At 55.8% G+C, this 23,699-nt stretch carries 20 protein-coding genes and 1 pseudogene; 7 read left to right on the plus strand and 14 right to left on the minus strand.

The window, feature by feature from the left end:
* Positions 1 to 618: 618 nt before the first annotated feature.
* Genes mobF through HOC_RS17270 form a run of 4 tightly spaced genes read right to left on the minus strand, consistent with a single transcriptional unit; the run spans position 619 to position 4,117 of the window.
* A complete protein-coding gene (gene mobF / locus HOC_RS17255; protein WP_051625040.1) occupies positions 619 to 1,716 on the minus strand; it encodes a MobF family relaxase in 1,098 nt (365 codons plus the stop codon).
* Positions 1,716 to 3,536 (minus strand): type IV secretion system DNA-binding domain-containing protein, encoded by a 1,821-nt coding sequence (locus HOC_RS17260; protein ID WP_051625041.1) that lies wholly within the window; start codon positions 3,534 to 3,536, stop codon positions 1,716 to 1,718. Before HOC_RS17260 ends, mobF begins: the two co-directional genes overlap by 1 nt.
* Positions 3,529 to 3,858, minus strand: a complete 330-nt coding sequence (locus tag HOC_RS22225) for a hypothetical protein (protein WP_035540901.1) — start codon at positions 3,856 to 3,858, stop codon at positions 3,529 to 3,531. The genes HOC_RS17260 and HOC_RS22225 overlap by 8 nt, the downstream gene beginning before the upstream one ends.
* A complete protein-coding gene (locus HOC_RS17270) occupies positions 3,851 to 4,117 on the minus strand; it encodes a helix-turn-helix transcriptional regulator (RefSeq protein WP_035540902.1) in 267 nt (88 codons plus the stop codon). The genes HOC_RS22225 and HOC_RS17270 overlap by 8 nt, the downstream gene beginning before the upstream one ends.
* A 483-nt stretch (positions 4,118 to 4,600) precedes the next feature.
* Here HOC_RS17270 and HOC_RS21500 point away from each other — a divergent pair, with 483 nt between their 5' ends.
* The 3 genes from HOC_RS21500 to HOC_RS17290 all read left to right on the plus strand — a co-directional run bounded on the left by HOC_RS21500 (position 4,601) and on the right by HOC_RS17290 (position 8,487).
* The gene (locus HOC_RS21500) at positions 4,601 to 5,404 is read left to right on the plus strand and encodes a hypothetical protein (RefSeq protein ID WP_051625043.1); all 804 of its coding nucleotides are present in this window, start codon (positions 4,601 to 4,603) and stop codon (positions 5,402 to 5,404) included.
* Positions 5,405 to 5,733: 329 nt separating this feature from the next.
* On the plus strand, positions 5,734 to 7,485 hold the full coding sequence (locus HOC_RS17285; protein WP_156950526.1) for a hypothetical protein: 1,752 nt from the start codon (positions 5,734 to 5,736) through the stop codon (positions 7,483 to 7,485).
* A gap of 225 nt (positions 7,486 to 7,710) precedes the next feature.
* Positions 7,711 to 8,487: a hypothetical protein gene (locus tag HOC_RS17290; protein WP_422120055.1), complete on the plus strand. Its 777-nt coding sequence runs from the start codon at positions 7,711 to 7,713 to the stop codon at positions 8,485 to 8,487.
* Positions 8,488 to 8,717: 230 nt separating this feature from the next.
* Here HOC_RS17290 and HOC_RS17295 read toward each other — a convergent pair whose 3' ends face one another.
* The 6 genes from HOC_RS17295 to HOC_RS17320 all read right to left on the minus strand — a co-directional run bounded on the left by HOC_RS17295 (position 8,718) and on the right by HOC_RS17320 (position 17,194).
* The gene (locus HOC_RS17295) at positions 8,718 to 9,578 is read right to left on the minus strand and encodes a hypothetical protein (RefSeq protein ID WP_035540907.1); all 861 of its coding nucleotides are present in this window, start codon (positions 9,576 to 9,578) and stop codon (positions 8,718 to 8,720) included.
* Positions 9,579 to 9,644: 66 nt separating this feature from the next.
* Complete coding sequence (locus tag HOC_RS17300; RefSeq protein ID WP_035540910.1) at positions 9,645 to 11,201, minus strand: Fic family protein; 1,557 nt, start codon at positions 11,199 to 11,201, stop codon at positions 9,645 to 9,647.
* A gap of 182 nt (positions 11,202 to 11,383) precedes the next feature.
* Positions 11,384 to 12,640, minus strand: a complete 1,257-nt coding sequence (locus tag HOC_RS17305; RefSeq protein ID WP_035540913.1) for a site-specific integrase — start codon at positions 12,638 to 12,640, stop codon at positions 11,384 to 11,386.
* A gap of 357 nt (positions 12,641 to 12,997) precedes the next feature.
* Positions 12,998 to 14,431 (minus strand): phosphotransferase, encoded by a 1,434-nt coding sequence (locus tag HOC_RS17310; RefSeq protein ID WP_035540914.1) that lies wholly within the window; start codon positions 14,429 to 14,431, stop codon positions 12,998 to 13,000.
* Positions 14,409 to 15,311 carry a sensor histidine kinase gene (locus HOC_RS17315; RefSeq protein WP_035540916.1) on the minus strand — a complete coding sequence of 301 codons (903 nt, stop codon included), beginning with the start codon at positions 15,309 to 15,311 and terminating at the stop codon, positions 14,409 to 14,411. The genes HOC_RS17310 and HOC_RS17315 overlap by 23 nt, the downstream gene beginning before the upstream one ends.
* Entirely contained in the window at positions 15,308 to 17,194 is a 1,887-nt protein-coding gene (locus tag HOC_RS17320) for an AAA family ATPase (RefSeq protein WP_035540918.1), read from the minus strand. Before HOC_RS17320 ends, HOC_RS17315 begins: the two co-directional genes overlap by 4 nt.
* 59 nt (positions 17,195 to 17,253) lie before the next feature.
* Here HOC_RS17320 and HOC_RS17325 point away from each other — a divergent pair, with 59 nt between their 5' ends.
* Positions 17,254 to 17,718 carry an RpiB/LacA/LacB family sugar-phosphate isomerase gene (locus HOC_RS17325; RefSeq protein ID WP_162174889.1) on the plus strand — a complete coding sequence of 155 codons (465 nt, stop codon included), beginning with the start codon at positions 17,254 to 17,256 and terminating at the stop codon, positions 17,716 to 17,718.
* A 103-nt stretch (positions 17,719 to 17,821) separates the two neighbouring features.
* On the opposite strand, the gene HOC_RS22975 is transcribed toward HOC_RS17325, so the two are convergent.
* A complete protein-coding gene (locus HOC_RS22975) occupies positions 17,822 to 18,124 on the minus strand; it encodes a helix-turn-helix domain-containing protein (RefSeq protein WP_206741600.1) in 303 nt (100 codons plus the stop codon).
* Between the two features lie 193 nt (positions 18,125 to 18,317).
* Positions 18,318 to 18,542 carry a helix-turn-helix domain-containing protein gene (locus HOC_RS17335; RefSeq protein ID WP_035540920.1) on the minus strand — a complete coding sequence of 75 codons (225 nt, stop codon included), beginning with the start codon at positions 18,540 to 18,542 and terminating at the stop codon, positions 18,318 to 18,320.
* Between the two features lie 178 nt (positions 18,543 to 18,720).
* Here HOC_RS17335 and HOC_RS17340 point away from each other — a divergent pair, with 178 nt between their 5' ends.
* The 3 genes from HOC_RS17340 to HOC_RS17350 are packed head-to-tail and all read left to right on the plus strand — an operon-like array spanning position 18,721 to position 21,020.
* Complete coding sequence (locus tag HOC_RS17340; RefSeq protein ID WP_162174890.1) at positions 18,721 to 19,377, plus strand: RNA polymerase sigma factor; 657 nt, start codon at positions 18,721 to 18,723, stop codon at positions 19,375 to 19,377.
* The gene (locus HOC_RS17345; RefSeq protein ID WP_051625045.1) at positions 19,374 to 19,979 is read left to right on the plus strand and encodes an RNA polymerase sigma factor; all 606 of its coding nucleotides are present in this window, start codon (positions 19,374 to 19,376) and stop codon (positions 19,977 to 19,979) included. Before HOC_RS17340 ends, HOC_RS17345 begins: the two co-directional genes overlap by 4 nt.
* Before the next feature lie 6 nt (positions 19,980 to 19,985).
* Positions 19,986 to 21,020, plus strand: coding sequence for a FecR family protein (locus HOC_RS17350; RefSeq protein WP_035540921.1), 1,035 nt, complete (start codon positions 19,986 to 19,988; stop codon positions 21,018 to 21,020).
* Between the two features lie 100 nt (positions 21,021 to 21,120).
* On the opposite strand, the gene HOC_RS22980 is transcribed toward HOC_RS17350, so the two are convergent.
* Both HOC_RS22980 and brxL read right to left on the minus strand, forming a co-directional pair.
* Positions 21,121 to 21,651 (minus strand): AlbA family DNA-binding domain-containing protein, encoded by a 531-nt coding sequence (locus tag HOC_RS22980; protein ID WP_422120056.1) that lies wholly within the window; start codon positions 21,649 to 21,651, stop codon positions 21,121 to 21,123.
* Positions 21,652 to 21,663: 12 nt separating this feature from the next.
* Positions 21,664 to 23,697 (minus strand): annotated as a pseudogene (gene brxL / locus HOC_RS17355) (BREX system Lon protease-like protein BrxL); the annotation flags it as partial.
* Positions 23,698 to 23,699 lie beyond the last annotated feature (2 nt).

The raw sequence follows: 23,699 nt of genomic DNA on the forward strand, positions 1-23,699 counted from the left end.
GTCAGTTACACCACGCGCTGGGACACGATCCATATCTGAACATACCAAGCTGGCTTTCGGTCTTGACGATGGCGTAGAGCAAGACCCGGAACTTTACTGTCCCATTCGAAACGGTCGGCTGAACTGGCTTTCGGATTTCTCGCGATTGGTTTCAGTTTGGCAGGCATAGGGTCTCTCCCGATGCTTCCCCATCAGGACAAAAAGTTTGCACATCCTGGGGAAGCTTCAGGACACACGGGGAAGAGAAAATCCGAAAGCCCGCATGCCTGTTCGATGACGTCCCTGAAGCTTGTCAGGGTGGATTGGCGTCTATCTTGTCCCGAGTCTAAGACCCTGAAGGAACATAGAAAAACCAATCCGCATCGAACGCTCGACCTGTTCCAACTTGCCCCGATGTCTCCGCTGCTGCGAAGAACAAAAGGGGATGTTTCGTTTCACACCCCATGCACCTTCGATGCTGACAGATCGCGGGCGATCTTGTCTCAAACACCCACAGTCAAAGGGAATTCTATATGCTACGCCCGTGTACAGGAGCTGTATTCGGCGATTACAATCGCGTGGCAGAGAGTCGTGCTCGCCAATAACGACGGGCGAATGCGCAGGAAAGACGCGTACACGTCAGTGTTCCCGGTCCTGGTCGCGCCCCTCGGCTTTCTGACGCAGGTTGAACCGCACGCTTTGCATGCCGGATGAGGCGCGCGAGGCCATCGCGATGGCGCTGATCAATTGCTGGGCTGATGGCAAGATACGGGCTGGCGATCTTGTGGGAGCCTGGTGAGTTCGCGTCGGTACGTGCTGGGTCTGGGCGCCGGTATGAGCCTGCTGCTGGCGCGCCCTAGCGAGATCGAAGCCGAGCGTTCTGGCCTCTGCCTGCCATGCCTGGAACAGTGCGGCACGCTCCTTTGGCCGCTTGGCCTGGCGTGTGCGCAACGCTGCGAGTTCCATGCCCTTGGGCGTGCGGTAGCCGTATGTTTCAGCTGCCTGTTCGATGGCCTGCCTGCGTTTGGAGAAGGCGCGCTCGATGTCGCGGGGAATCGCCCTCAGACGAAAGCTTGTGCCGTAGCGTTCGACAGCATGACCCTCGCGTTCGAGCGTGTTGGCGAGGTGTTGGCGGTAGTGAGCGCCGGCTTCCTTCTGGGCCCTGTAGAGATCGCGGCTGACAAGACTGCCCCAGGTGCCGTCGCGGCGCGGTGCTGTGTTGAAAATAAACGCGTGCGTATGCAGCTGAGGATCAAGATCGCGGCTCGTGTGATGGTGGAACCGGGCGATGGTCAGCCCGGCGACCGGCTCGCGGATCGCGCCGCCCTTGCCGCGCCGGGTGAGCGCGTGATGGTCTTCGAGATGGTTGGTCGCAGCGTGAACGGCCTGGCGGTGCGCGCCTTCGATTGTCTTGCGATCGGCTGGAGGTGAAAGCGCCCACATGACCGAGACCGACTTTGGGGCCGAGAACGTCATGTCCCACCCCGGCGCATGGGACTTGCCGATCTGGGTGAGACGCTCGCCGGTCTTCGGGTCGATGCCGTTCAGGGCCGCTTCGAAGTCTGCCTTCGAAACGGGGCCTTCAAGGGCGAGGCGTTCAGCGCCCCGTCCGTCCCATTCTCCGTCTGCTTCCGCTTCGGCCTCGCCCTTTCCGGTATAGTATTCGTCCTGGGCCATGTGCTTGAAATAACTGACGGCGGCGCCCACCGATTTCCGGGCCGAGATGGAGGCGACCATCAGTTCATGCTTTCGGGCTTCGGCTTGCGAATGCGGGCAATGATGTCAGCCGAGAGCAGGCCCGCTTTTTGCGGCCGCTGGATCGGTGAGGCAGGGCGAACAGGTGCAGGATTGGCGCCCAGAGGTTCGTGATTGGGCCGGGTCCAGTCAGCCGGTACATTCGCCGGACGCTGGGAGGGAAGGATCGTGATCGGCAGGTCGATTTCGTATACGTCTTCCCCGAAGCCCAGCACCAGCATCCGGACCTTGCGACCCTTACGGCCAAGACGAGACGATAGTTCACTCGGCGTCATCACCGGACGCAGCGAGTGTTCGGTCGATATGTTGACCGAACTGTTTCCGCCGGAACGGCTTTTGCTGCGCGCTTCCCTTTCTATCTCCTGCATGCCGATGGCCCGGCTGATATCCTCGGCCCCTTCACCGGGATTCATGCGGCCGATGATATGGGTGCCGATCATCGACAGCCAGGCATTGGTCCGGTCGCGGCCATACCTGATGCGGATCTGGGATGTGTCCTGAGCAGCCAGCACCACGCACACGCCCTTCGATCGCCCGAGGTCCAGCAAGGAAGCCAGGTCATCCATCGCTTCAAGTTGCGGAAACTCGTCAAGGAAGAGCCAGATGCGGCGCTGGCCGCTTTCGCTGAATGCAGGACTGCAGACATGCGATGACAACAGGCTGACCAGCCCGCCGATCCAGGCATTGGTCAGCTGGGGATAGCGGCCATCGCGTTGCAGAATGACAGGATTGGTGGCGTGGGGGTCTGTCAGCCAGTTCGCCGCGCTGAACTTTTCCTGATCCCCTGCGCTCCAGGCTTCTGCCATCGCTTCCAGCACATGAATATGCGCCTTGAACGTGGTCAGGATGGACATGGCCGTCTTGCTGGCCGGATCGCCGATCATCTGCGCGGCGGCCGGATGATGGGCAAGCGCCATGTCTTTCAGTTCGTCGGCACCCAGCAGAGCGCGGGCATGGAGATCGCCCCACGTCCAGACGGCACCATTTTCCCGCTGGAGGCTGACGATACAGGCAACAAGCAGTTCGCGGGCGGCCTCCGCCCACATCGGATCGCTGCTTTTCGGGATGAACCGGGCGGCCAGCTCCCGCGCGTCCTGCTTGGTGACACAGTCGGCCGAAATGTCCCAGACCGCTGATCGCTTGTCCTGCGGTGCGATCAGCGTGATATTTCCCGGCAGGCGCTCGGTCATGTCGCCCTTGGTGTCGAGGATGAGCATCTTGTCGCCCCAGCGCATGGCTTCCAGGATCATGTGCTGGATGGTCTGGGTCTTGCCGGATCCCACGGAACCAGAAATCAGGCAGTGACGCGATTCCCGGTCCCGGCTCATGGGGAGGCCGGGTGGAAAGTCGATCCCCGCGCCGGTCTGCCTGATCTCCTTTCTGCTTGTCTTTCTTATCGCAGCGTATGCTTTTCTTCCGGTCAGGCGCACGGGACCGCGTACGACTTTCGGCGCTGATTTTTCGATGCGAAGGGCGATCAGCGCGCAAGCAAAGAGCAGCAGGGACGCAAGAACCCCAGCCGCAAACACCATCCATCGCAAATGGACCGCCCCGCGAATGCCTGCTGAGCCCAGGACTTCATCACAATACGCCTGCTGGTCTTTCGCTTCGTCCACGCCAAGACGGGCAAACAATTCTGCCTTCCCGCATCCGGTCATATAGCTGGGATGAAGCGCAATGATTTCACCGGATGGAAGCGGATAAGTCGGCGTGATCCTCAGGAATGCAAGTTCGTGGAAGCCCCATGTCGCCAAGGCCAGAATGCACCCAGCACCGGCAAGCGACTTTCTGATACTAGGCATGACGTGCCTCCATAGGTTCGACCTCGCCGCCGAGCGCTTTGAGCAGCGCGTCGAACATGGCTTCAATCTGTCCGAGTGAGTGGGAATGCCCATCGGCTGCGGTCATCATTCCTCGAAGATCCTGAGACAGCACCGCCAGTCGTCGTTCGATTTTGAGGAGCCGTTGGGCCTGCGTGAACGGATCGCCGTCGGTCAGGCCGGACAGGATGAGCTCGCGAGCAACGCCGGTCGGCGTACCGGAAATGCGGCGAGCGCGTTCAGCGAGATGGTCGATGTCCTTGACTGCAAGTCGGATCGACAAGGGACGGGTTGGTTCAGTCATGGATCACCCCGTCGCGGTCGATATATGGTACCTCGCAATCCGACATCCAGGACAGGACGGCGCGGCGGCGGTAGCGCACACTCTTGCCGAGTTTCAAGAAGCGTGGTCCGCCGCCTCGACTGCGCCAGGTAGTCAGGGTGCAGATGGGAACGCCCGTCAACTGACTGACGGAGGGAGTATCGATGGCCTCGTCAAGCCAGCCGGGATTGCCTTGAAGTATCTCTTCCAGATCGGGAAAGTTGTGATTGTGGCTGGACATGAACGCGACTCCTCTCGTTGCGAGTAAGAAGAAGGCCAGCACGGATTTTGAAGGCAAAAAAGCGAAAGATATGGATCAATATGGAGCCAACTTGCGCATTTATCTGCAATTGTTCGCCCAACGCGAGGAGAGGAGTTTTGGCGGATCGCGCAACGCGAGAGTCAGTCTACTGGTGATTCCAGCAAACTCGACTCTCCAATCCTCGAAAGACTGACACCGGATTCCGGCACCTGACAACAAATAGCGGAAGTCAGACCGCTGAAGCGCCCCCGAGGTCAAGAGGCAGGTATGCGTCCCTTTCCGGTCGTTCAAAGGCAACACGGAATCCGGCCGGATATCGCCGAGACTTGCCATAACCCCTAAATCTCAGAACGTCGGCTTGATGATGCTGTCCAGACATTTTGACTGCGGGGCACGCTCTCCGGAATATCTAAAAAGCGGCCAATGTTCGGCTCCAGTCCGGAAATATGCTATCCTTTTTCGATGAAACTGCATATCGGGCACGTCGAGCCTCACGCCGCATTGCTGCGAGTACCACCCGATGGACGACACCTCTACAAGGTGATGAAGGCTGAACACGCGATGGCCTCTATCGCCAGCGGCTACCTGCATTTCAACCGTGTCGACCGCTATGTCGATTTTCACGGCGCTGACCCTTATGACGGCGCGCAGCTTCCGGAAGACTTGGCCGCCAATCAAGCCATGGCTTTCGCGTCGGCACGGACCTGGACACTTGCAGACTACTACGATCAGGCCCGTGAGCGCACATTCGCCTGTTGTTTTTCGCTCAGGAATTCTGAGCACATATGGCGAGAATACGCGCAAGGTGCCGAACGCGGTAAAATTGGGATGATCTTCGACTTCACCAGACTCCGTGAACGCCTAAATGCGACACTAAACGGCGCGCGGCTCCAACTCGCAAACGGCGAATTCGCGGACCAGATATTCTCCGTCAACTACGGTGAAATTGAGTATATCGACCGCACCAGCTTTCGAGCCAACCGAGAGCTGATGCAGAACCCCATTATCTACACGTTTATGAAGGAAGAGAAGTACAAGCCGGAAAATGAAATGCGAATCGCGCTGTCGGCGCTGGGAATTGGTCGATTTGTCCTGCGTGATGGAAGCCAACTCATTTTTCCCGACAGTCTCCAACTAGACTTCGATTTTCGCGCCGCTATTCGAGACGGAACTATCGCTGGTTTCGAATACGATCGTGGAGGCGACAGCAACTGGTTCAAAACCGAACTCACCAAGCTAGGAATCACGGCAGTCGGCGGCGTATGACACCGGCCTAGCTGGTGATCACGTTTCCGCATCCCGTAACGAATGCGAAACGGTGTGACTTAATGAACTCCGATAGCGTTCAATAATCTTACCGACTTTTCCTCGCCACTGCTCGATCATCCGCTTAGGGCCGGATCGGCTCCGATGATTGATTTCGGCGTCTGGCAGGGTCGCCTGAGTCCCGTCATTCAGCCGCCTCGCGGAAACCAGGCCGGAGATCGCCCAAAGCGGCCTTTCGCTTCTGAACTCTAACCGGGCTGCTCGCCTCGTAGTTGACTGTCGAGTCAGCTCGGAACAAAATAGCAACAATCGTGAAGGGAATCGGGTACATGATGTCAACGCGCAATATAGTCGTCAGCATCGCAATCTGTTTGGCCTCGACTTCTTGGGCTCATTCTCAGGGAGCTGATGAGGCTGCCCGCCCCCAGAAAATCATTCCAGTTTACTTCTTGGTTGATGCGTCCGGCTCAATGCTGGGTCAGAACATGACGGAGGCGGAGCTTTTGCTCAGCGCATTGTCCCTTCCTCAAGATCAACTCGTCTCGGTCACCTACTTCGGGGGCCAGCCTGCCACTCCGGGAGCTGATCTTTGCTTTGAAACACTTGACGTTCCATCTCCAACTCGTCGCGGAGAGCATTTCTTGCCGCAGCCACCGAAGCTGGGAGGCAAGCACGACAAAACCGCAATCACGAACGCACTCAACACGGTTCTCGGAGAGGTCGCTGGCCCCGCCAAAATTATCTTGATTACTGACGGTGATGAAGAGTGCGATGAGAATTTTGATGGGGTGCGGGAAAGTCACCCCAATGCAGAAATCCAAGTTCGACAAGTCGGCAATAGTCCAAATGCTGAGCTGCAAAAGTTGGAAAAGCGTTCGCCAGTGGAGCCAGTGGGCGCACTGTCGGCACCAATCTTCAATCTGGAGTTTCGTGCCGGATCCACAATAGCCAATTTGGACGCGTGGGCGCTAGCTGGCTGGTATGAGCGGCGCCTCTGGCTATTTGCGGTCCTAGGCTTGCTAGCTAGCGCATGGTTGTGGGGGAGCAGCTTCGGAAGGCGCGCTAACGCTTATGAAATTGCAACCAAGCTACTGGAACAAAAGCGTCGAGAATTTGTGGACAAGGGCATAGAGTCGGAGGAGCAGCTAGCGTCTAAGCTGCCAGAGCTACTTGAGATCCAGACGGTGAGCGAAGTCGGAAGGCCGGATGCTTGGAGGTCTGTTTACGCATTTGTTGTCGCTGCAATGCTGGGCGCCCCCCTAATTTTTTTCGATTTCCAGTATCCGGAACGGGCGAGTTGGATCGCCACATTCGTTCTCGGTTTCATTCTATTATACCTGCTGGTTTTCGTTGTCCGGAAAGCGCGGCCAAACATCGAAGGCGGCAGAACAAAATCGCACATCAAATCGATTCGAGCAGTACCTATCACAATGGTCCTTGGATTGTCGGGAATAGGCCTTGTCACTTGGGCGTGTTGGGTTGATCTGGGCAAAGCGCAAGGTGCTACTTGGTTCGTTCTTAGCGCAAGCCTCTCAGCTGCCCTGGCCGTTTCGGCGAGCGCTCCGCTTCTCTTCGTCGGATCAAAGTGGTGGCAATTTGAAATGGCTAAAACGACCTATCACCACACTTACACCGAAGCGATTAGCGAAAGGATCCGCGAACAGCGAAGGAACGACAAGCGTATCAAGGATGACTGGTTTAATTTCAGGTCGCAGCATGCAGCATGGCGTCCCGAGGTCGAGTTCACACTCTTCGGGAGATTGGCGCAGCTCTGGTCTCGTGACGCGAATAAAGCGAGAGAAATTGTAGTAGAAAAACTCAGGTCCATCGCCATTTTTGCTGGAGGAGATGATGCCTCAGCTGACGGTAAGAAGAGGTTAGAGGAGTTCCTAGATTCGCGCTCAGTGGCTAAGCGAATTCGCTCCTTCTTAGAGAACGACTACACGCGTGAAAAAATTGTGCCGCTGGATGGTTGGACTTCTCTGGCCGACGCACTCGAAAAAAGGAACGATCGTCGGATCGCGGCGGCTTATGTCCAATTGGCAAAGTCGTTGACTGAAATGGGCGCAACGACTGGTTAGGGCCAGCTTCACCAAGTCGCCGCTGGCATGCTTAATGACCGAGCTGATCCAATCTGGCCGTTCACCGCATCTCAGAGGTCAGGCGCGATCTCGCCGAAATTGGATGTAGGGTGTATTGAGGTGCAGGCCGGAATTTCCAGCTTCCTGTGAGGGAGGGTTGGGGAGCGGATCACGGGCAACAGCGGCTCCCGGTATGCAGTGAACTAGGCGAGTGGGCGAGCGGAGATGAGGCAGGTGCGTGAGATTGAGGATTTTACTGATGATCGACTGAAGACTTGGTGTATCCATTGCGGTGACGCGATTGCCGACGTTGAGAGTAATCGCGACCATGTTCCGACTAAGTCCCTCCTCACGAAGGCACTGCGCGAGCGCGGTGCCAACTACGATAGTGGCTTGGGTTATGAAATGGACTATCTGCCTCAAGTCACGGTCTGTCGGCGCTGCAACTCCAGCTTCTCACCCGACGAGAATTACCTTCTCTGCGTGCTCCACGCTGTCGTGGCCGGCAGCCTCTATCCCGATCCGACGAAGTATCCCGAAGCGGCAGCCATTCTACGAAGCAATCGGCACGTCGTTCGCTCGCTCAAGAATAGGCCGGACGGACAACTTCTCCTTTTCGACGACCTTCAGCCGTTCACCCTCTTTCCTGACCCCGACAAAGTGCGGCGTGTCATAGTGAAGAATGCTCGTGGCCATGCCTACCATGAGATCGGCGAACCACTGTTAGAAACGCCTGAACAGGTCGCGTTCGTACCACTAGAGCGGTTGAGTCGCGAGCAGCACGACGCCTTCGAGGCTGCCGGCACAGTCTCGGAACTTGCAGTCTGGCCAGAGGTTGGCAGCCGAATGACCGTCCATTTGCTTGACGAGGAAGCTATGGTTGGTGGCTGGATCACGGTCGAGCCTGGTCGCTATCGCTATTCGATCGACTGGTCCGGCTCAGTGACGGTGAAAACAGTCATATGGGAGTATCTCGCCACAGAGACACGCTGGGATCGATAGGGAATGTTGGGCTTAGCTCGTAGCACCATGACCAAACACGTCCATTGGAATGCGAGCAGCGAGGCTTCGCCGCGTAGGGTTCATTGAACGACAGCTATATGCACCATCTGGGCGCTGGAAGAATGGTGCATTTCGGCCCTTGATCTCAATACACCCAACATCGGCTATGGGCCAAAGTCTTCCAGTCATGCTTCCTCTGTTGAGTGGCGGGCACACTCCAATCGTGACATTCACGTCTGACGGGTGGTCGAGTCTGACCTGGCAGCATTCCGAAGCCGCTTCATTTGTCGAACAATCGTCGAGAGCGCAAGAATTTCCTGCTCGGGAAACTCGGAAGTGAGTGTCGCATGCACGGTCGAAGCGATTTCGTTGTTGTATCGATCAGGGTTGGCGCGGTGAAGCTCGGTTACCAGTTCCTGGATCCGCGGCCAGAGATCGGAATTTGGTCGCCCGCGCACCGGAGGCGGACTTGCCACCATGAATGGTACTGCTCGTTGTGGCTCGTTGCAGTTGGCGGCAGTCTCGTATTCGGGCAACTGGCGGTGGGCAGGGTGCTTTGGCGCGGACATCAGGCCTGCGATCTCGAACCAGTGCATGAGGCGGTTCCGCTCAATCAGAACGCCATCGAGCAAGTTGCGCGCATTTTCGCTGAATTGCTCTATTGGGAGAGTAGCCAGAGCAGCGCAGACTTCTGCGGCCGCTTCCTTGGTCAAATGCTTGGGCGTGTCCATCGGAAGCGCCCCGACTTGATGTAGCGTCAGAGCGACATCCCGGCTTGTCGCATATCTGTAGTCGAAATCGGCCATCCCGCTGGAGCGGACACAGAGCAATCTTGCATCGAACACAGACAGGTCAGGAATTGCGATTGTCTGCGCGTTTCGGAACCGCGCGTGCCCATAACGGGAACGCACAGGCTCGATATCGGGCGGATCGAACACGCCGAGAAAGAGGTCAGACAAAAGAAGCTGCATGACCCTATCACCGCTGATTCCCACATCTAGCGATTCAAGCAGCTCTGCCAGCTCCGAGAGCCGGGCGAACCGGGTTTCTTCAGAAAGTGACAGTGCGAGTTTCGGAATGGCCGACTCCATCAGTGTAGAGCCTTGCCGAAGCACGATTGATGCCAAAAGGGCCGTCTCAGCCCTTTTTTGACGGGATCAATCGTATGCGGCTGCAGAATAGTCCGCGAATGCGACTTGTACGATTTCCTCCAGTTCGGCGACTTCTGCATCGGCCAGCCTGGCGAAAGCGCCGGTGCGTCTCGCCTTGGACAGATGGCCTTTGTTCTGCCGAACGAACATGATGAAGTCCTTGGCCAGACGGTCCGGCATTTCGACACGGTTCATGATATTACGTTCAGCGTCATCATGGGCTCGAAGATAGGCGATTTCCTTTGGGAGGTCGGTCTCGATGGTTCGCTGGACGCAGGCATACAAGAACTCTGCCGCCTCTGTTGCGTCGAAGTAGCGATAGAGATCGCTCGTGTCATTGAGCACTTCGACATTGCGCTCAGGCGTGGCGCGCCAGTCGATAAATGGCATCAGCGGAGCGGAGTGGGCTTGCAGTGTTGCCCTGTATTCGTCGATCCGGTCGAGCATGACGCTGGAGACCGGAAACACCATTCCCGCAGGCGCAAATTTACGTTCGGCCAGGACATGATGGATCAGGCAGCGGTGCAGGCGTCCGTTTCCGTCCTCGAGCGGGTGAATATAGACAAAGCCGAACGCAAGGACGGCCGCCTGAATGACTGCATCGACCTTTGTTACGCGCAACCGATTGTTGCAAGTGTTCCAGGCCAGCATCATGTCCGGCAGATCGTCCGGCCTTGCACCAATGAATTCGGGCAGTGGATCCTGATTGTGGTCGCGTTCACCCAGAAACACACCGGCAGTCCGATAACCGACCGAGGTGAATCGGTCATCTCCCAGAAGAATTCTGTGTAGCCGATAGATCTCCGTCTGGTTCATTGGGCGTTTACCGGCCTCCTTGATGGCGTTGGCCCAGCGTTCAAGACGGTTGCGCGGGGGACGTTCGCCCTCGATTGCAAAACTCGCCTGACTGTCTGCCAGAAGCATGAAGCTGGCGGCGCGGGAAATCAGATGCGCGCCGGTCTGGCCCACGGTTTCCTGCGCTGCGTGTGCAAGATCTCTGGCAATGAAGCCTTGCAGGGCCTCGGTTCGGCGCACGATCGGGCAGAAACCCTTGCCACCTAGCAGATTGTCCCTGACACGGTGGCGCTGCGAAAGATGCGGACGATCGAGGGTAATATAGTCACCGGGATCAAGCGCATCGATCGCCGCAATGCTTGCCGCATCGGGGATATCCAGTCTCTGGCCCGTGAACTCTTCGTAGAAGAACCAGAGCCTGCGGGCGAACACGCCTGTTGGCGCGCTTGCAATATAGGCTTCTAGGGGTTCCGGGCCGAGGGCATCGAATGCGCGCTTCAGAATCAGAAGGTCGAATGTTTCGTTGCGGAGCGCGAAGACTATGTGGGCGATTGGATCCACGCCCGGATTGTATCTCTTGTCGAACAGCCGCCAGAGTCCTTCGCGCCGCTGACTTCCGCTGATATGGCCCGACGAGACACAGGCGGGATCGCGTACAGGCGCGTCAAGCCCGAGACCGTGCACGAGGGCGGCCCATCCGATCAGGCGGGAGTTTTCCGGGAGCAGTTCGTCCTGGAAGCTGGCGGGAGAGGTTGAAAGGAAGGCCATGCGTCGAAAAACTCTTATTGGTGTCGAAATACGATTGTATTTTTGCAGTGTCGTCGAAAAAGAACAATTACTCGATAATATCGAAAACTGCAATCAATCGTCGAAAATAGAGACAAACGATACCAATTCGTCGAAAAGTACATTAATTATGCGTGCTTGAGCCCATCAGTCCCTAGGCCAACTCATCCTGTCGAAACACCCAATGCGGCTGCCACCATGTCCGATACATCATTGGCCGCTTGTCTTGCTGCGATGTCGGTCAGGTGTGCGTAGCGCTGAGTGGTCGATGTATTCTTGTGGCCGAGCAGGGCGCCGATGATGGGGAGTGACAGCCCGTTGGCCGCACCGAAGCTGGCAAAGCTATGCCGCAGGTCGTGCATGCGAAAATCTTCCAGACCGGCAGCCTCGCGCACCTCGCGCCAGATCTTGGGGAGGCCCTGATAAGGGCCCGTGCCTTTTGCATCCGGAAAAACCCAGGTTTCATGAGCGCGCGGCGCTTCAGACAGGAGCTTTTGAGCCGCGCCTGAGATGGGTCGGATAGACTTGCCGGATTTCGTGGCATCCAGCCGAAGGAAGCCGCGCTCGAAATCAATCTCGGACCATTTCAATTCCATGATTTCGCCGCGTCGCGCACCGGTGAGGGACAACAGACGAATGATGCGGATGGCACTTGCCGCCTCGCCGCGCGCTTCGAACGAGGAAAGGACTTCTCCCAACCGTTGTGCCTCGGCCTGAGTGAGATATCGCTCACGCTGCACACCGGGGGGAATGCGCACACCGTGGCAGGGGTTCTTTTCCAGAAGTTCGAGATCGAGGGCATAGGCGAACACGCTCTTGAGCATCGCGATCGTACGACGCGCGGTGCCCATGCCGCCTTTGACTTCCTGGATACCACGAGATTTCGTTTTCTGCTTCTTGGCTGTGGCGCCAGACGCGATCCCGTCACGCAGACGAACAATGTCGTGCTTCTTGACCTCGGTAATCGGCATCTTCCCGAGAATGGGGTTCACGTGGACCCGCAACAGCCGGATGTCGTCATTATACCGTTGCGGCTTGCGGGGCGCACCTGTTCGGCGATTGAAAGGTGCAGCTTCCTTTCCCCACAGTTCAATGAGGGCTGACACTTTCATGATCCCGCGTTCGTCCCGCCTGCGTTCCGCTTCGGGATCAAGTCCGATACGGGCCTCGGACCGGAAGTCCTTCGCCTTGCTTCGTGCCGCTTCACACCGAAGGTCAGTCGTCTTGCCGAGCGTAACCATGCGCTCGCGCGCCAGACGCCCCTGGCCGATGCGATACCGGATAATGAAGGACTTCACGCCTGTTGGCATCACCCGGAGACCGAACGCGGCGATCTCGGTGTCCCAGATGATAAAGCGCTTGTCTTCTGGTTCGACTGAGTCGATAAAAATCTGAGTGAGCTTGTGTTTTCGTGACGACATTTTCCGGCTCATGTCTCCCATAATTTCATCTGTATGCGGCTGTTTCGTGCTCGCACCATGTCCGCACGGGTGGCGCTTTTGTGCGCAAATGTAGTCAAACGAGCGCAGACATGAATATCTTACAGCACTTTGTTTTCGTTGTAAAATATCATACTTCCGCAGAGGTCCGCAAACTTGCACATAGGAATAAAAGCCTATTCGTAATGCGGGGGTCAGGTGTTCAAGTCACCTTAGAGCACCATCCTTTACAAGGTAGTAGCAAGTGTACGATTCGGGATCTTGGGAAAAGTGACACGCTAGAGGGTGAAAAACCCTATCGGACTGCCGTAGCCTCACGAGGCTGGTTATCATTATCGGCTAAGGATTCGCATTTATCCAATCCGAAAGTTTGCCAAGAAATCCGAGGGTAAGTTCAGAAGGCACGGTATCGTACTTGAGCTGACGGAGAGTATAGGCATAAGCGGACGCGAGAACGGCGTGATCTCCGCCTCCTACATCATGCGCCCAATTTCGGCACGCCTCAATCATTGGCTTTAGTTTGGTACCGTTGGTGAACTTATCAACGTCGCGCCAGTCTCCCAGGTTCTTGACCAAGCCATCATGCAACCCGAGTTTTTGGGCATCAGGATGAAAGATTAGGCTCAGTTCTAAAGCGATGGGATCAAGACAGGTGTATCCGGGACCTGAGTCTCCAAAGTCGATTAGAACCGCTTCGCCGTTGCTCTTTACCAGCACGTTGCCGCAATGAAGATCACCGTGGATGCAACTCTCCGACGCTTGGAGCAGCCGGGTTTCAAGTTCCCTCAGACTCGAGAGTCCATACTGCCGCTCCACTTCAGCCGCATCACTGTCATCAATCATACGGGCGCGCACGTTAGCTATAGGAACCATGTCGGCTGTGGAGGCCTCAGTCCATCGTTTTAGAGCCTCGCGAGCACTTCCCACCACCCCAGCGCCTATGTCCGCATCCTTCGCTAGACGCTCAAAGAGCGACAACGTATCCCCGTCGGTCAGTGTATAAAAAATTGCCCCATTCTGTCCAATACCATGCTCTATGGAACAGAATACGCTGGGGTATGCTCCTATGCTGAGTTTGCGTACGTGCGTGTTGTAAGCCGTAATCTCAGCCTCTATAACTCCACGTGAGCCGAGCTTGCCTGCACATAACGCCTGATGCATCCTCAAACGATCAACTGCAGTGGCTTTCACGACCTTCGCATCAGAAAGTCCTCCACTCAGCAAGCTCACATCACACGCTACACATTCTGCGGTATAAGCGAATACCTTGAGCATCCGGTTCTGGACTTCAGTCAGTCCAAGGTCCTTCCCTCGCGTATTGATCGCGACTGCGTCCATCTTCGCAAAAGTCTCGGCGAGGGCTGCCACGCGCTCCAGTAGTTCGTTCACCTCTTCCTTAAGAAAGAAACTGACAGTTTCGACCAGTTCGTCTGCGCCCCATAATTTCACCTGGTCGCCATGTTTGGCGAGACTACGACTGAACTTGTCTACTTCAGACCCCGTAAGAATGAAAATTGGTGTGCCAGGACGAAGCCGTCGAGCGTCATAGAAAACCGCTTGTCCATGTTCTGGGCTAGGTACGTCCACTCCGGGACTCGGAGGTATCGATAAATCGAGTACTACCAAGTCTATGATTTCGTCGGTCAGCTTTTCTACGGCAGTTTTCTTATCAGCAACCGTTATGATTGCGCCGACATGAGGTGTCTCCCTCAACGCAGATTCGAGGTCGCCAGCAAATTTGACGTTATCCTCAACGAATAGTATTTTCATCATTGCTGAACCACCTCAATTCGATACGCGCTCCGCCCTGTTTTGAGTTAGTCGCGTACACGTCTCCCTCCATCGTCTGCATCGCTTGCTTAGCTGTCCCCAGACCGAAACCAATATGCTCGGATTTTGTGGATTGTCCGAATTCGAGCATCGATGCAGGGTCTCGTTCGAATCCATTGCCCGAATCAATTACGGACACCCAATTTTCCTGCCCAGCTCGGCCCCAGTTCAGTGTAACCAGGCGCTCAGAACCCTCGGGTAAGGTCGCCACCGCCTCTATTGCATTTCGGATAATATTCGTCAGGGCAAGCTTGAACAAATTTGGGTCAATCTCGACTAAGAATGGACTAGGGCCGCCAAAGCGAAACACATCACCGGCTTCCGCAAAAATGTCGCAAGCCTCACGGCACTCGCATGCCAAATCGCATTCAGAATAATCGGCCCGGCTTGCAGCTGACTTGAGATTGCGAATTCCGGCTAGCAGGCTATCAAGCGAGTTCACCAGGTTTTCTGTACGCGTGCCTGAATATTCGCCCACGTCGCGAGGGGCACACAATTTTAGGCTTCCTACAATGGCGGCCAACTCGTGGACGATCGTGCCCGCCACTTCGTCGATTGCTTTCGCTTTCAACTCCAAAATTAGTCTTTGTGGTGGATCTGCATAATTATCGGCTGTTGACGCAGCAGGGTCGGCTGACCGTCCAGCGCGTAGGATGGCCCGCTCAAGCGCGCGTTTGACCCAGGGCACTGACTCCCTTTTTAACGCGGCGCGCAATTTTCGACGATCTCCACCAGTCGCATTCATCGCAAGAAATCTTGCGGCGCGCAGGCGAGTATCCGTATCGGCGGATGAAAGCTGCTCGTACGCCTCCCCGAGTGTCATCGCCGTTTATTCTTTTCATAGAACGCAGCGCGATTTGCGAAGGCTTCGCGTCCGCCTTCCATCACGTTGGTGATCGCCGTAACAGCTTTGGGACTGTTTAACTTTTCTCGCATCTGCACGAAGCCGTTCTTACCATCCGAGGTCATTTCAACGACCATGTCTGCGTCTCCCAAGACGGGGATATTCGCGTTATGCGTTGAGATGATAAGTTGCCCTGTGGCCTTGCGGCTTTGTATGGCCTTAATCACGGTGGTCGCGATATATGCATTGTCGAGGTGGTCCTCTGGCTGATCTATGATCAGTGTTCGAGTGCTGTGCTGCAGAACGATAGATAGCACCACGGTGCATCTCTGACCTGCAGAAAGGTGCTCGACATCTTTGTAGTCAACACCATCGAGCAGCAGCATACGGACGTTATCCTCAATGCTGGCGGTAACTATATCTGCGGCTCCATTTTCTCTTAAGTGACCTAAGAGCCGAGCCGCTCTGTCTTTGGGAATTCCGGTGATATCAGAGAGGCCGAGAAAGTCGCCTGAATCAATAAAGTCAACGAGCTCACGCGGGCTAACGCTTTGGGATAAACTAGCGACCAAATCGTTATATCGTAAGCCGCTTCCGCGTAACGATTCGGTAAGTGCTCGGTTATAATCGGCATACTGTCCATATCGCTCAATCTCCACCTTTATCTCAGGCGAGAGCGCCTTGGTGAGATTTTCGGCAATCTTGGAACGTCGGCTAAATCGGTCTGACCGGATTGCATCGAGGGCTTTAATGCGATCATCTCGTCGTCCCCTTAGCATTTGAATGCGTTGGTCTCGGTCTTCTACTAACTTGCGTCTTGACAGCAGTTGCGCTCTCTCTGTCCGCAACTGCGACAGTTGCCGCGAAACGCCGCCAGCGCCGCTTACCGTCCGTTCTACTTCTAACCGAATCTCACGAGATTGGGCCTCCACTGCGAGGCGTTCGGAGAGCAATTTTTTGCGCTTTTCCTCAGAGCTGGCAGATAGCTTTTTAAACTGACCCGCCAGCGATTCGGCTTGCTCGAGTAGTTTGAGGTATACAGTTCGAAAATCTGCGAGCGGATCTTCGACCTGGTCGTCGGACCAGTCCTCCGGACCATAGTCGTTGTCGTGCAGACCGCTCAGTTGTTTCGCCCAGCTCCCCGCGGCATTTGTGAAGCGTTCGAGTACGCTTTCGCGTACGGCCGCACTGGATATTTGTGTATTGGCGACCTCTAATCGCTGTTGCTTTTCTTCGAGATCTGCCGACGAGGCTCGATGTTTGGCCTCTTCCACTTCGAATGCTTTGATCTCACGTTGAAGCAATTCCAGGCGATCGAGACCTTCAGCGAGACCTTCGCGCTCCTTCTCAACAGCGCCAATTTCCTTGAACGCGGACCGAATTGCGGCGATAGCCGCTGCTTCCTCATCAGCTAGTGTTGAACTCTTTGGCATGAATCCGTCGAGTAGCTTTAGCCTGCCTGTTTCGCTAAGTCCGACGTTTTCTATTTCGGTTTGAGAAAATATTAGTGGCTTTTCGTATTCGCCGCTGGCTTGAGGTTCGCGATCGCCCGCGCCTCGGCTGACCGTAACGTCATCAAGAACGTCGCTCAGGCTTACAGTAACCATGCCATCTTGCAGAACTGCGGCGGCATGCTCAGTCGAACGCTGACCAGCCTCTCCAGTATGGTTGCGGGCGGACAATGCGAATCGCAGCAGCTCAATTACTGAAGTCTTGCCTGTGCCGCGAGCACCGATGAGCACGTTAAGGCCTTCGGCGAATTCGACGTCGAATCCGTCAAGGAAGCCGCCTTCAATTTGAAGTCTTACGATATGCACGTCTTGACGCCTCCGCAGTCGCACCTGTAGTTCGCTTTTTGCCATGAGATTCTTATAACTGCAGCGATTTACCCTTAGCCAGTACTATAATACTGATGTGCCCCTTGAAACTAACCAGCAAAGCAATCTCGATCGCTTCCGACCATCGCGGCGTCATGCTGAAGGAGCGGCTGAAAGGCTGGCTGCATGCCAATGGCTACGCGGTGAAAGACTGCGGGACCGACTCAGGTGCTGAGCGAGTCGATGCATTGGACTACGCGCTTAAGCTGGTAGATGAAATCAAGGAGAATCGTTCTGACTTCGCCATAGGAATCTGCGGTAGCGGGCAGATGATGGCTATCACGGCCAACCGCTTTGTTTTCATCAGGGCAACCCTGCTTCATGCCGCAGCTGAAAGTGCGCCCGCGCGCGAGCATGGTGATGCAAATATGCTGGTCTTAGGCGCGGACACAATCGACGACGACGTTGCTAAAGATATTCTCAAGATATTCCTGGAGACCACCGCACTGGGCGACCGTTACGCTGCGCGTCGGGAGCGATTGGCCAAACTCGATGTTTCAGGGCTTTAGGACTGGGTTTGCGCCAGTCTAACTTGAACTGACATCGGCAAGGGCAGGTACGTTCACCTTATTCGCCCGTCGCAGCCATTTCCACTCGAAACATTCCGGATCTTCAGGGTTGGTCAACTGGGTCTATCCGACCCAAGATTTCAAACCAGGAGGCGTCCATAGCCGCCACTAGTTTCAGAAACTCTATCACGTCAATTCGGCGCTCTCCGAGTTCGATTTTCGCAACATAGGACTGTGGAACGCCGAGCAGTTCAGCAACTTGCTGCTGAGACAGTCCGGCGTCGCGGCGAGCTGTCCTCAATTCCTGAACGAGCTTGCGATGTGCAGGAGTACGAAGAGTTTTATTCACCACGGCACCAAGGACAAAACCAGTTGCCCTCGTAATCCCAATAGTGGATAATCCCATTTTAGGATTATTTGTTTGTAACCGTGGGGATAATGATGAGGAGTCGGAAGGTTACTCCAAAATATGCACACAACTTGGGAGCGGATATTCGTGGCCGGAATGGTCGCTTCAATGAAGCTGTTGTCAGATCGCGCTCAAGCCCAGTTAGCCAACATGGCTCACCATAGTGTTCGCCTGTTTACAATCGAAGCATCTATCTCCGGGCCTTGCGCGGACGCTTGAGCAGTACGTCAGGCTCGATGTCCAGGGCTGTGGCGAGTTGTTGGAGGACGTCGATGCTCGCACTGTAGACGCGGCGTTCGAGCAAGCTGACATATGTGCGGTCGATGCCAGCCAGGTGAGCCAGTTCCTCCTGCGAGAGACCTTTGGCCTTCCGGTATGCCTTCAGATTGAGCGCGAAGATTTCCCGGATGTCCATGATCCGAGAATGCGCCTGTTGAGTAGTATACAACCACGGAGTATACTACTCAAAATTGAGGTACCGGAGATTGGGAAAGTGGACATTGCAGAATTGCTCGTGAACGCTGGACTGGCTGGGAGGCGCGACTCGCTCCCTTCGGATGCTCGGCTTGCAGATACGGTGGAGGCTGGAATCCATGCCTGATCGAGCAGCCAGACTGAAGCCTGTGGCGGAGCGGCAATTACAGTCGAGCAGGGACGGAGGCCGAGCGCTAACTCTGCGCTCCGGGCATGAGCTTGACGATCTTCCTGGCGCAGATGTGTTCACTGAATTATATCGCGCCCAGTTTGACCAGCTAGTCAGGTTGAGCCGCATCCGGACTGGCGATGCGCCCGAAGCCGAAGACCTGGTTCAGGATGCGTTCGTGGCGGTCCGGCGGGCTTACCCGGGCAAGTCGACAGATGAGCTCCGGCCGCTCCTGTTCACGACGCTCCGGAACCTGACGCTCAACTACCTTAAATCCGGCAATACCAAACGCCGGCAGGCATCGGTGGAATTGCTGGGAAGGGATGACCGCCTTGGCTGTCCCCGCACGGCGACGCCGGAGACCCAGCTCATGGACGCGCAGTTGCTCGACATTGCCGAGCAGGCAATCGCGGCAATGGCGCCGCGCCGCCGGGAGGTTCTTAAACTGCACCGTTTCGAGCATCTGACCTATGACGAGATCGCAATGCGCCTGTCTGTCTCGCGCTCGACGGTCAAGAAGGATCTCGCCGATGCCATTGCGGAAGTTGCCGAGGCGCTCGCCCGGAAAAGCGGGCAGGGCGTTGACTGGCTGGCGGATCGCAAATGACGATGCAGGAGCCGGGTAATGCGCGCGCTGCGAGACGTCCCCTGGTGGGGGAGTCTTTCGCGCTACGGGGTAGTGCGGCGCTCGATGAGATCTTTCGTCTTCAATATGATCAGCTCCTGCGATTCAGCCGGATACGTATAGGCAACCACCCTGATGCCGAGGACCTTGTGCAGGATGCTTTCCTGTCTGTGAGACGGGCCTATCCTGACAAGGGGATCGACGAACTGAGACCGCTCCTGTTCACGGCCTTGCGCAACCTCACCCTGGACTACCTCAAATCGGGCTATGCCAAACAAAGGCGGTCGTCGGCCGAGATCGGCGATCTCGATGATGTTCTCGCCTGCTCCCGCTCTGTGACGCCCGAGACGCAAGTTATTGATACGCAATTACTGGCGATTGCGGAGACGGCCATTGCCGCGCTGGGAGATCGCCAGCGGGAGGCCCTGCGTCTCAGCCGGTTCGAGCGCCTGACCCATAACGAGATTGCCCGGCGCCTGTCGGTTTCACCGAGAACGGTGCGGAGCGATATCACCGAGGCCTTGGCAGCCATCTCGAAGAGTCTTGCGCGTGCAGACCAGCGCCATCCGAGCGAGACCGAGTAAAAACACATGACGTGCAGCAAGGATCATCCCCGCAGGCTCGGCGAGGCCGCGCGCTGGTACAGCGACCTGGAGGATCCCGACGTCAGTATCGAGACCTGGGAGGACTTTCTCGACTGGGAGGGCGACCCGCAAAACGCAGCCGCGTTCCGTGAAATCGAGGCAAGCCTGGTTGTTCTTGAGAGAACGTCCCGTGCTTATAGCGGGATGGGGCAATCCGATGTGAGCGGCGGCGGGCAGCCGACAGGATCGGTCAGTCGATTGGCGCGGTCCAGGACCGCCTGGATAGCTGGAATCGCGGCGGCCTTGGTGCTGGCGACGGTATCGATCATTGCGCCAATGATTGTCCCTCGCCCCGAGCCCATCCGATACGCAACGTCAGTTGGCGAGCAGCGCAGTTTCGATCTGGCCGATGGATCGGTGATGACGCTCAACACCGATACCGAGGCCGAGATTGCATTCACGGGGACGCAACGTCGAGTCAGGCTTGTGCAGGGGCAGGCCCTGTTCGAGGTTGAGAAAGAAGAGCGGCCTTTCATCGTTGAGGCGGGGAGCAGCCAGACAACAGCCCTGGGTACCGTGTTCGACGTCTATGCGAACGCAGGCGCCGTTGAAGTCACCCTCTTGGAAGGTTCCGTTGTCGTGGCGCCTGTACCTGATGCGCCCGAATTGTGGGGACTGTTTCGTCCCGCCACCCGGGAAGTCGATGACGGGCGAACGCTCGTGCCGGGAGAGAAGCTGGTCATCCGGGACGATGGACTGGAATCGGTTTCGGCAATCGATCCGTCAGAGGCGAGCTTGTGGCGAAGCGGTACCGTATGGCTCGATGACATGGCGCTGGCGGATGTCGTGGCAGAACTGAACAGGTACTCCCGAATGAAGGTCCGGATCGACGATCCTGACCTCGGCGCGGAACGCCTTAGCGGGAGCTTTCGCGTCGGTGAAGAGGAGGAGTTTGTCGGGTCGCTGGTGATGATGTTCGCGTTGGAAGCGGAGCGGGTTGAGAATGAGGTCGTGCTTTCACATCCATCACCGGCCGAATGAGTTTTCTTGGACTCTGAAGATGCTAAGATCTCAGAACGCGCCAGAGATTGGAGACACTCAATTTCAAGCCAGACATTGAACCATCGTTTCCGCGCAACAATCAGAGCCGGTTTTTGAAGTAGTTGAGCGCCTCTTCAACTGACAACTCCCGAGAAGAATTTCCGACACGCGTATAGATGACCGATGACTTCGCTCCCGACTTCTTGTCAGCTTTCGTAACATATATGGGGTCGCGAGAACGCCGAACGCTGATCGCACAGAAATCCAGGCCATCTACCTGATGAAACGCGGTTTCAAGAAAGCTCGTGCAAAAGGCTTGTCCGAACTCGGCCACCAACAAGTCGTGCAGTCGGAGTTCAAAGCCGTCGCGGTTTGGCTTCCTGAAAGTGGCGTAGTCCCGCTCCAGTCCCACAATATTCTTGTTGTCATCGATGCCAATACAAAGAACTCCGCCGGACGTGTTCGCAAGCGCAGCTATGGCGACCAACACTGCCTGTTCCATTGCTGTGTCAATTTTCTCATCCTGGAAATTCCACCGAAGAGAAGACTTGAACTCACGATCTTTAGATTCCCCCTTCGAAACAAGCTCCAGAATTGGATCCGCGCCAGTTTCCGATTTCGGCTCCGTCAATTCCTCTGGCTGGCGGACGTATGTGACGTAAAAGCCTTTTACTGCCCTTAGTTCCTGCAGACGGTTCTCTATGCTGAAAGCATTATTCATTTCGAAGCGCTGAAAAATATCGAGGCCACGATCGAGAACAATCTTCCATCCTGTCTCGGTCGAGATGGATCGGCCGTGAAGACTATCTGCGGAAACAAATCTCCACTCAAACAAGACGCCAGCCATACGGGCCGCGTCTGCAACTTGACCAAGATAGTCGGACTGCTGAACGGCTCGTGTTTCGTCCTCAACTGTCGTCAACATGACTTGCACCTCATCTTCGGGGGCTTTGCGTCGGACAACAGTTTCGATGAACTCCATCACCGCACGAGTTTGATGAAAGACTCGAATATAAGGATCGACGATCTCAACTCTCTTCGCACCTTGCAAATAGGGACCGAATAATAAGTCGAAACTGACGCCTTTCTGGTTCTCCTGGTATTCTCGGTGACCTTCCGAAGGCTGATCCGCTGCTTTAGATGCTGTCGCGCCAGCTGAATCAGCCGACGAGGGGGGCGCGTCGACATCGGATACCTCAGTCGGTCTCGCGCCGCGATTGTAGTAGGACGGATATTGTGTCTCCTCCAAAGTCGCAACCGACTTTATCTCTCCGTTCGCCGTCGAATAGGCGAAGTCGACGTCCGGGTAAGTGGAGTCAATTCTCATCAACTGGTCCTTGACGCGCTTGCGGCCTTCGATCGACAATCGAAGCAGCTCCTCTACTTCCTCGGTCGTCGCCCCATCGTGCGGGAAGATGATTTTCATGAGCCCGGAGAAAGTCTTCCTGATTCCATCTCGGTCGCGTGTCGAAATATCGGACGCCAGACGGAATGAATTTGCAAACCGATCCGAATAGTCGTCGTTGCGAAGGTGTTTTAGAATCTCCGCAATGTAGTCGACCACAAATCCATAGCCGCTGGAGAACATCTCGCCACGAATGACATCCACTTCCCAGCCGGGGATGTAGGCGTGAATGCGGTCGATAAAGGCGCTATCGTAGTATTTTTCAGGAAGCTCATCGAAGAGGTCGGTGTTCTTCAACATGTAGGGGAGCGTGTGACGTGTGTTTCCAACAAATACCATGGAAGCTTCAGCACCCAGCGTCTCGATGCCTCGCGAGAAGCTTTTGTTCGCCATGTAGTTCTTCATGATGTCGACGAGACCTTTGTCGACGCGCTTGGCTTTACCCGCGAACTCGTCAAAAGCCACCACGTCCCAGTAGCCGACTAGGCCTATATTCCCAGTACTGTTGTTTACGAACAATTTTGGAACGCTGACCTCGCCACCTGAAATCAGTATGCCGTGCGGCGAAAACTCCGAATATATGTGCGACTTGCCGGTACCTTTCGGACCCAGCTCAATCAGATTGTAGTTGCGCTCTACAAACGGAATCAGCCGCATGAGTTGGGTAAGCTTATTGCGACGCCCGAGGAATTCCGGTCTGAAGCCGATGCTCTGAATGAGCAGGTCAATCCACTCGTCAGTCGTGAACTCCTTCCGGGCGGACAGGTACTCCTGATAGTCGAAATGGGACAACTGGATAGGCTTCAGGTCCTCAAGGATCCACGGAGAAGCATCCTTATCCTCAGTGTACTGGTACTCAATGTCACAAATGCACCATACCCCTCCCACCAGCAGTTTGGGATGAGCCTTAACCGTGACAGAATCGACGATCACATTCTTGATGCCAAGGTTTGAAAAGATGGCCTGGTAAGCATCCTTCTTCTCGTTAAGAGCAACGGTTACCCGGTCGATGACTTTATAGCGGCCTTTTTCTTTGATGTTCGACTGCACGAGTTTTGCTTCGTTGCGGTGTACATAGTGCTTGCGCAGTATCTCTTTTACCGTCGCAATACCGGTCTGAATCGAGGCCTCGTCATCGGTCGCGCAATACTGACCAAGAAGATACTCAAGCACGTAGGAGGGTACGATAGCGTTTCCCTTGACCGCCTTAACCAGGTCTTTTCGCACGACGCGTCCCGCGAAATGCCGGTTGATCTTTTCATCGAGGGACATGG

Origin of the sequence: Hyphomonas oceanitis SCH89, assembly GCF_000685295.1 — a bacterium.
Classification (GTDB): Bacteria; Pseudomonadota; Alphaproteobacteria; order Caulobacterales; family Hyphomonadaceae; genus Hyphomonas; species Hyphomonas oceanitis.

Excerpts from the sequence above, each read along its gene's own strand:
- mobF (WP_051625040.1), bottom strand. The coding sequence starts at position 1,716 with ATGGTCGCCTCCATCTCGGCCCGGAAATCGGTGGGCGCCGCCGTCAGT.
- HOC_RS17260 (WP_051625041.1), bottom strand. The coding sequence starts at position 3,536 with ATGCCTAGTATCAGAAAGTCGCTTGCCGGTGCTGGGTGCATTCTGGCC.
- HOC_RS22225 (WP_035540901.1), bottom strand. The coding sequence starts at position 3,858 with ATGACTGAACCAACCCGTCCCTTGTCGATCCGACTTGCAGTCAAGGAC.
- HOC_RS17270 (WP_035540902.1), bottom strand. The coding sequence starts at position 4,117 with ATGTCCAGCCACAATCACAACTTTCCCGATCTGGAAGAGATACTTCAA.
- HOC_RS21500 (WP_051625043.1), top strand. The coding sequence starts at position 4,601 with ATGAAACTGCATATCGGGCACGTCGAGCCTCACGCCGCATTGCTGCGA.
- HOC_RS17285 (WP_156950526.1), top strand. The coding sequence starts at position 5,734 with ATGATGTCAACGCGCAATATAGTCGTCAGCATCGCAATCTGTTTGGCC.
- HOC_RS17290 (WP_422120055.1), top strand. The coding sequence starts at position 7,711 with ATGAGGCAGGTGCGTGAGATTGAGGATTTTACTGATGATCGACTGAAG.
- HOC_RS17295 (WP_035540907.1), bottom strand. The coding sequence starts at position 9,578 with ATGGAGTCGGCCATTCCGAAACTCGCACTGTCACTTTCTGAAGAAACC.
- HOC_RS17300 (WP_035540910.1), bottom strand. The coding sequence starts at position 11,201 with ATGGCCTTCCTTTCAACCTCTCCCGCCAGCTTCCAGGACGAACTGCTC.
- HOC_RS17305 (WP_035540913.1), bottom strand. The coding sequence starts at position 12,640 with ATGTCGTCACGAAAACACAAGCTCACTCAGATTTTTATCGACTCAGTC.
- HOC_RS17310 (WP_035540914.1), bottom strand. The coding sequence starts at position 14,431 with ATGATGAAAATACTATTCGTTGAGGATAACGTCAAATTTGCTGGCGAC.
- HOC_RS17315 (WP_035540916.1), bottom strand. The coding sequence starts at position 15,311 with ATGACACTCGGGGAGGCGTACGAGCAGCTTTCATCCGCCGATACGGAT.
- HOC_RS17320 (WP_035540918.1), bottom strand. The coding sequence starts at position 17,194 with ATGGCAAAAAGCGAACTACAGGTGCGACTGCGGAGGCGTCAAGACGTG.
- HOC_RS22975 (WP_206741600.1), bottom strand. The coding sequence starts at position 18,124 with ATGGGATTATCCACTATTGGGATTACGAGGGCAACTGGTTTTGTCCTT.
- HOC_RS17335 (WP_035540920.1), bottom strand. The coding sequence starts at position 18,542 with ATGGACATCCGGGAAATCTTCGCGCTCAATCTGAAGGCATACCGGAAG.
- HOC_RS17340 (WP_162174890.1), top strand. The coding sequence starts at position 18,721 with ATGCCTGATCGAGCAGCCAGACTGAAGCCTGTGGCGGAGCGGCAATTA.
- HOC_RS17345 (WP_051625045.1), top strand. The coding sequence starts at position 19,374 with ATGACGATGCAGGAGCCGGGTAATGCGCGCGCTGCGAGACGTCCCCTG.
- HOC_RS17350 (WP_035540921.1), top strand. The coding sequence starts at position 19,986 with ATGACGTGCAGCAAGGATCATCCCCGCAGGCTCGGCGAGGCCGCGCGC.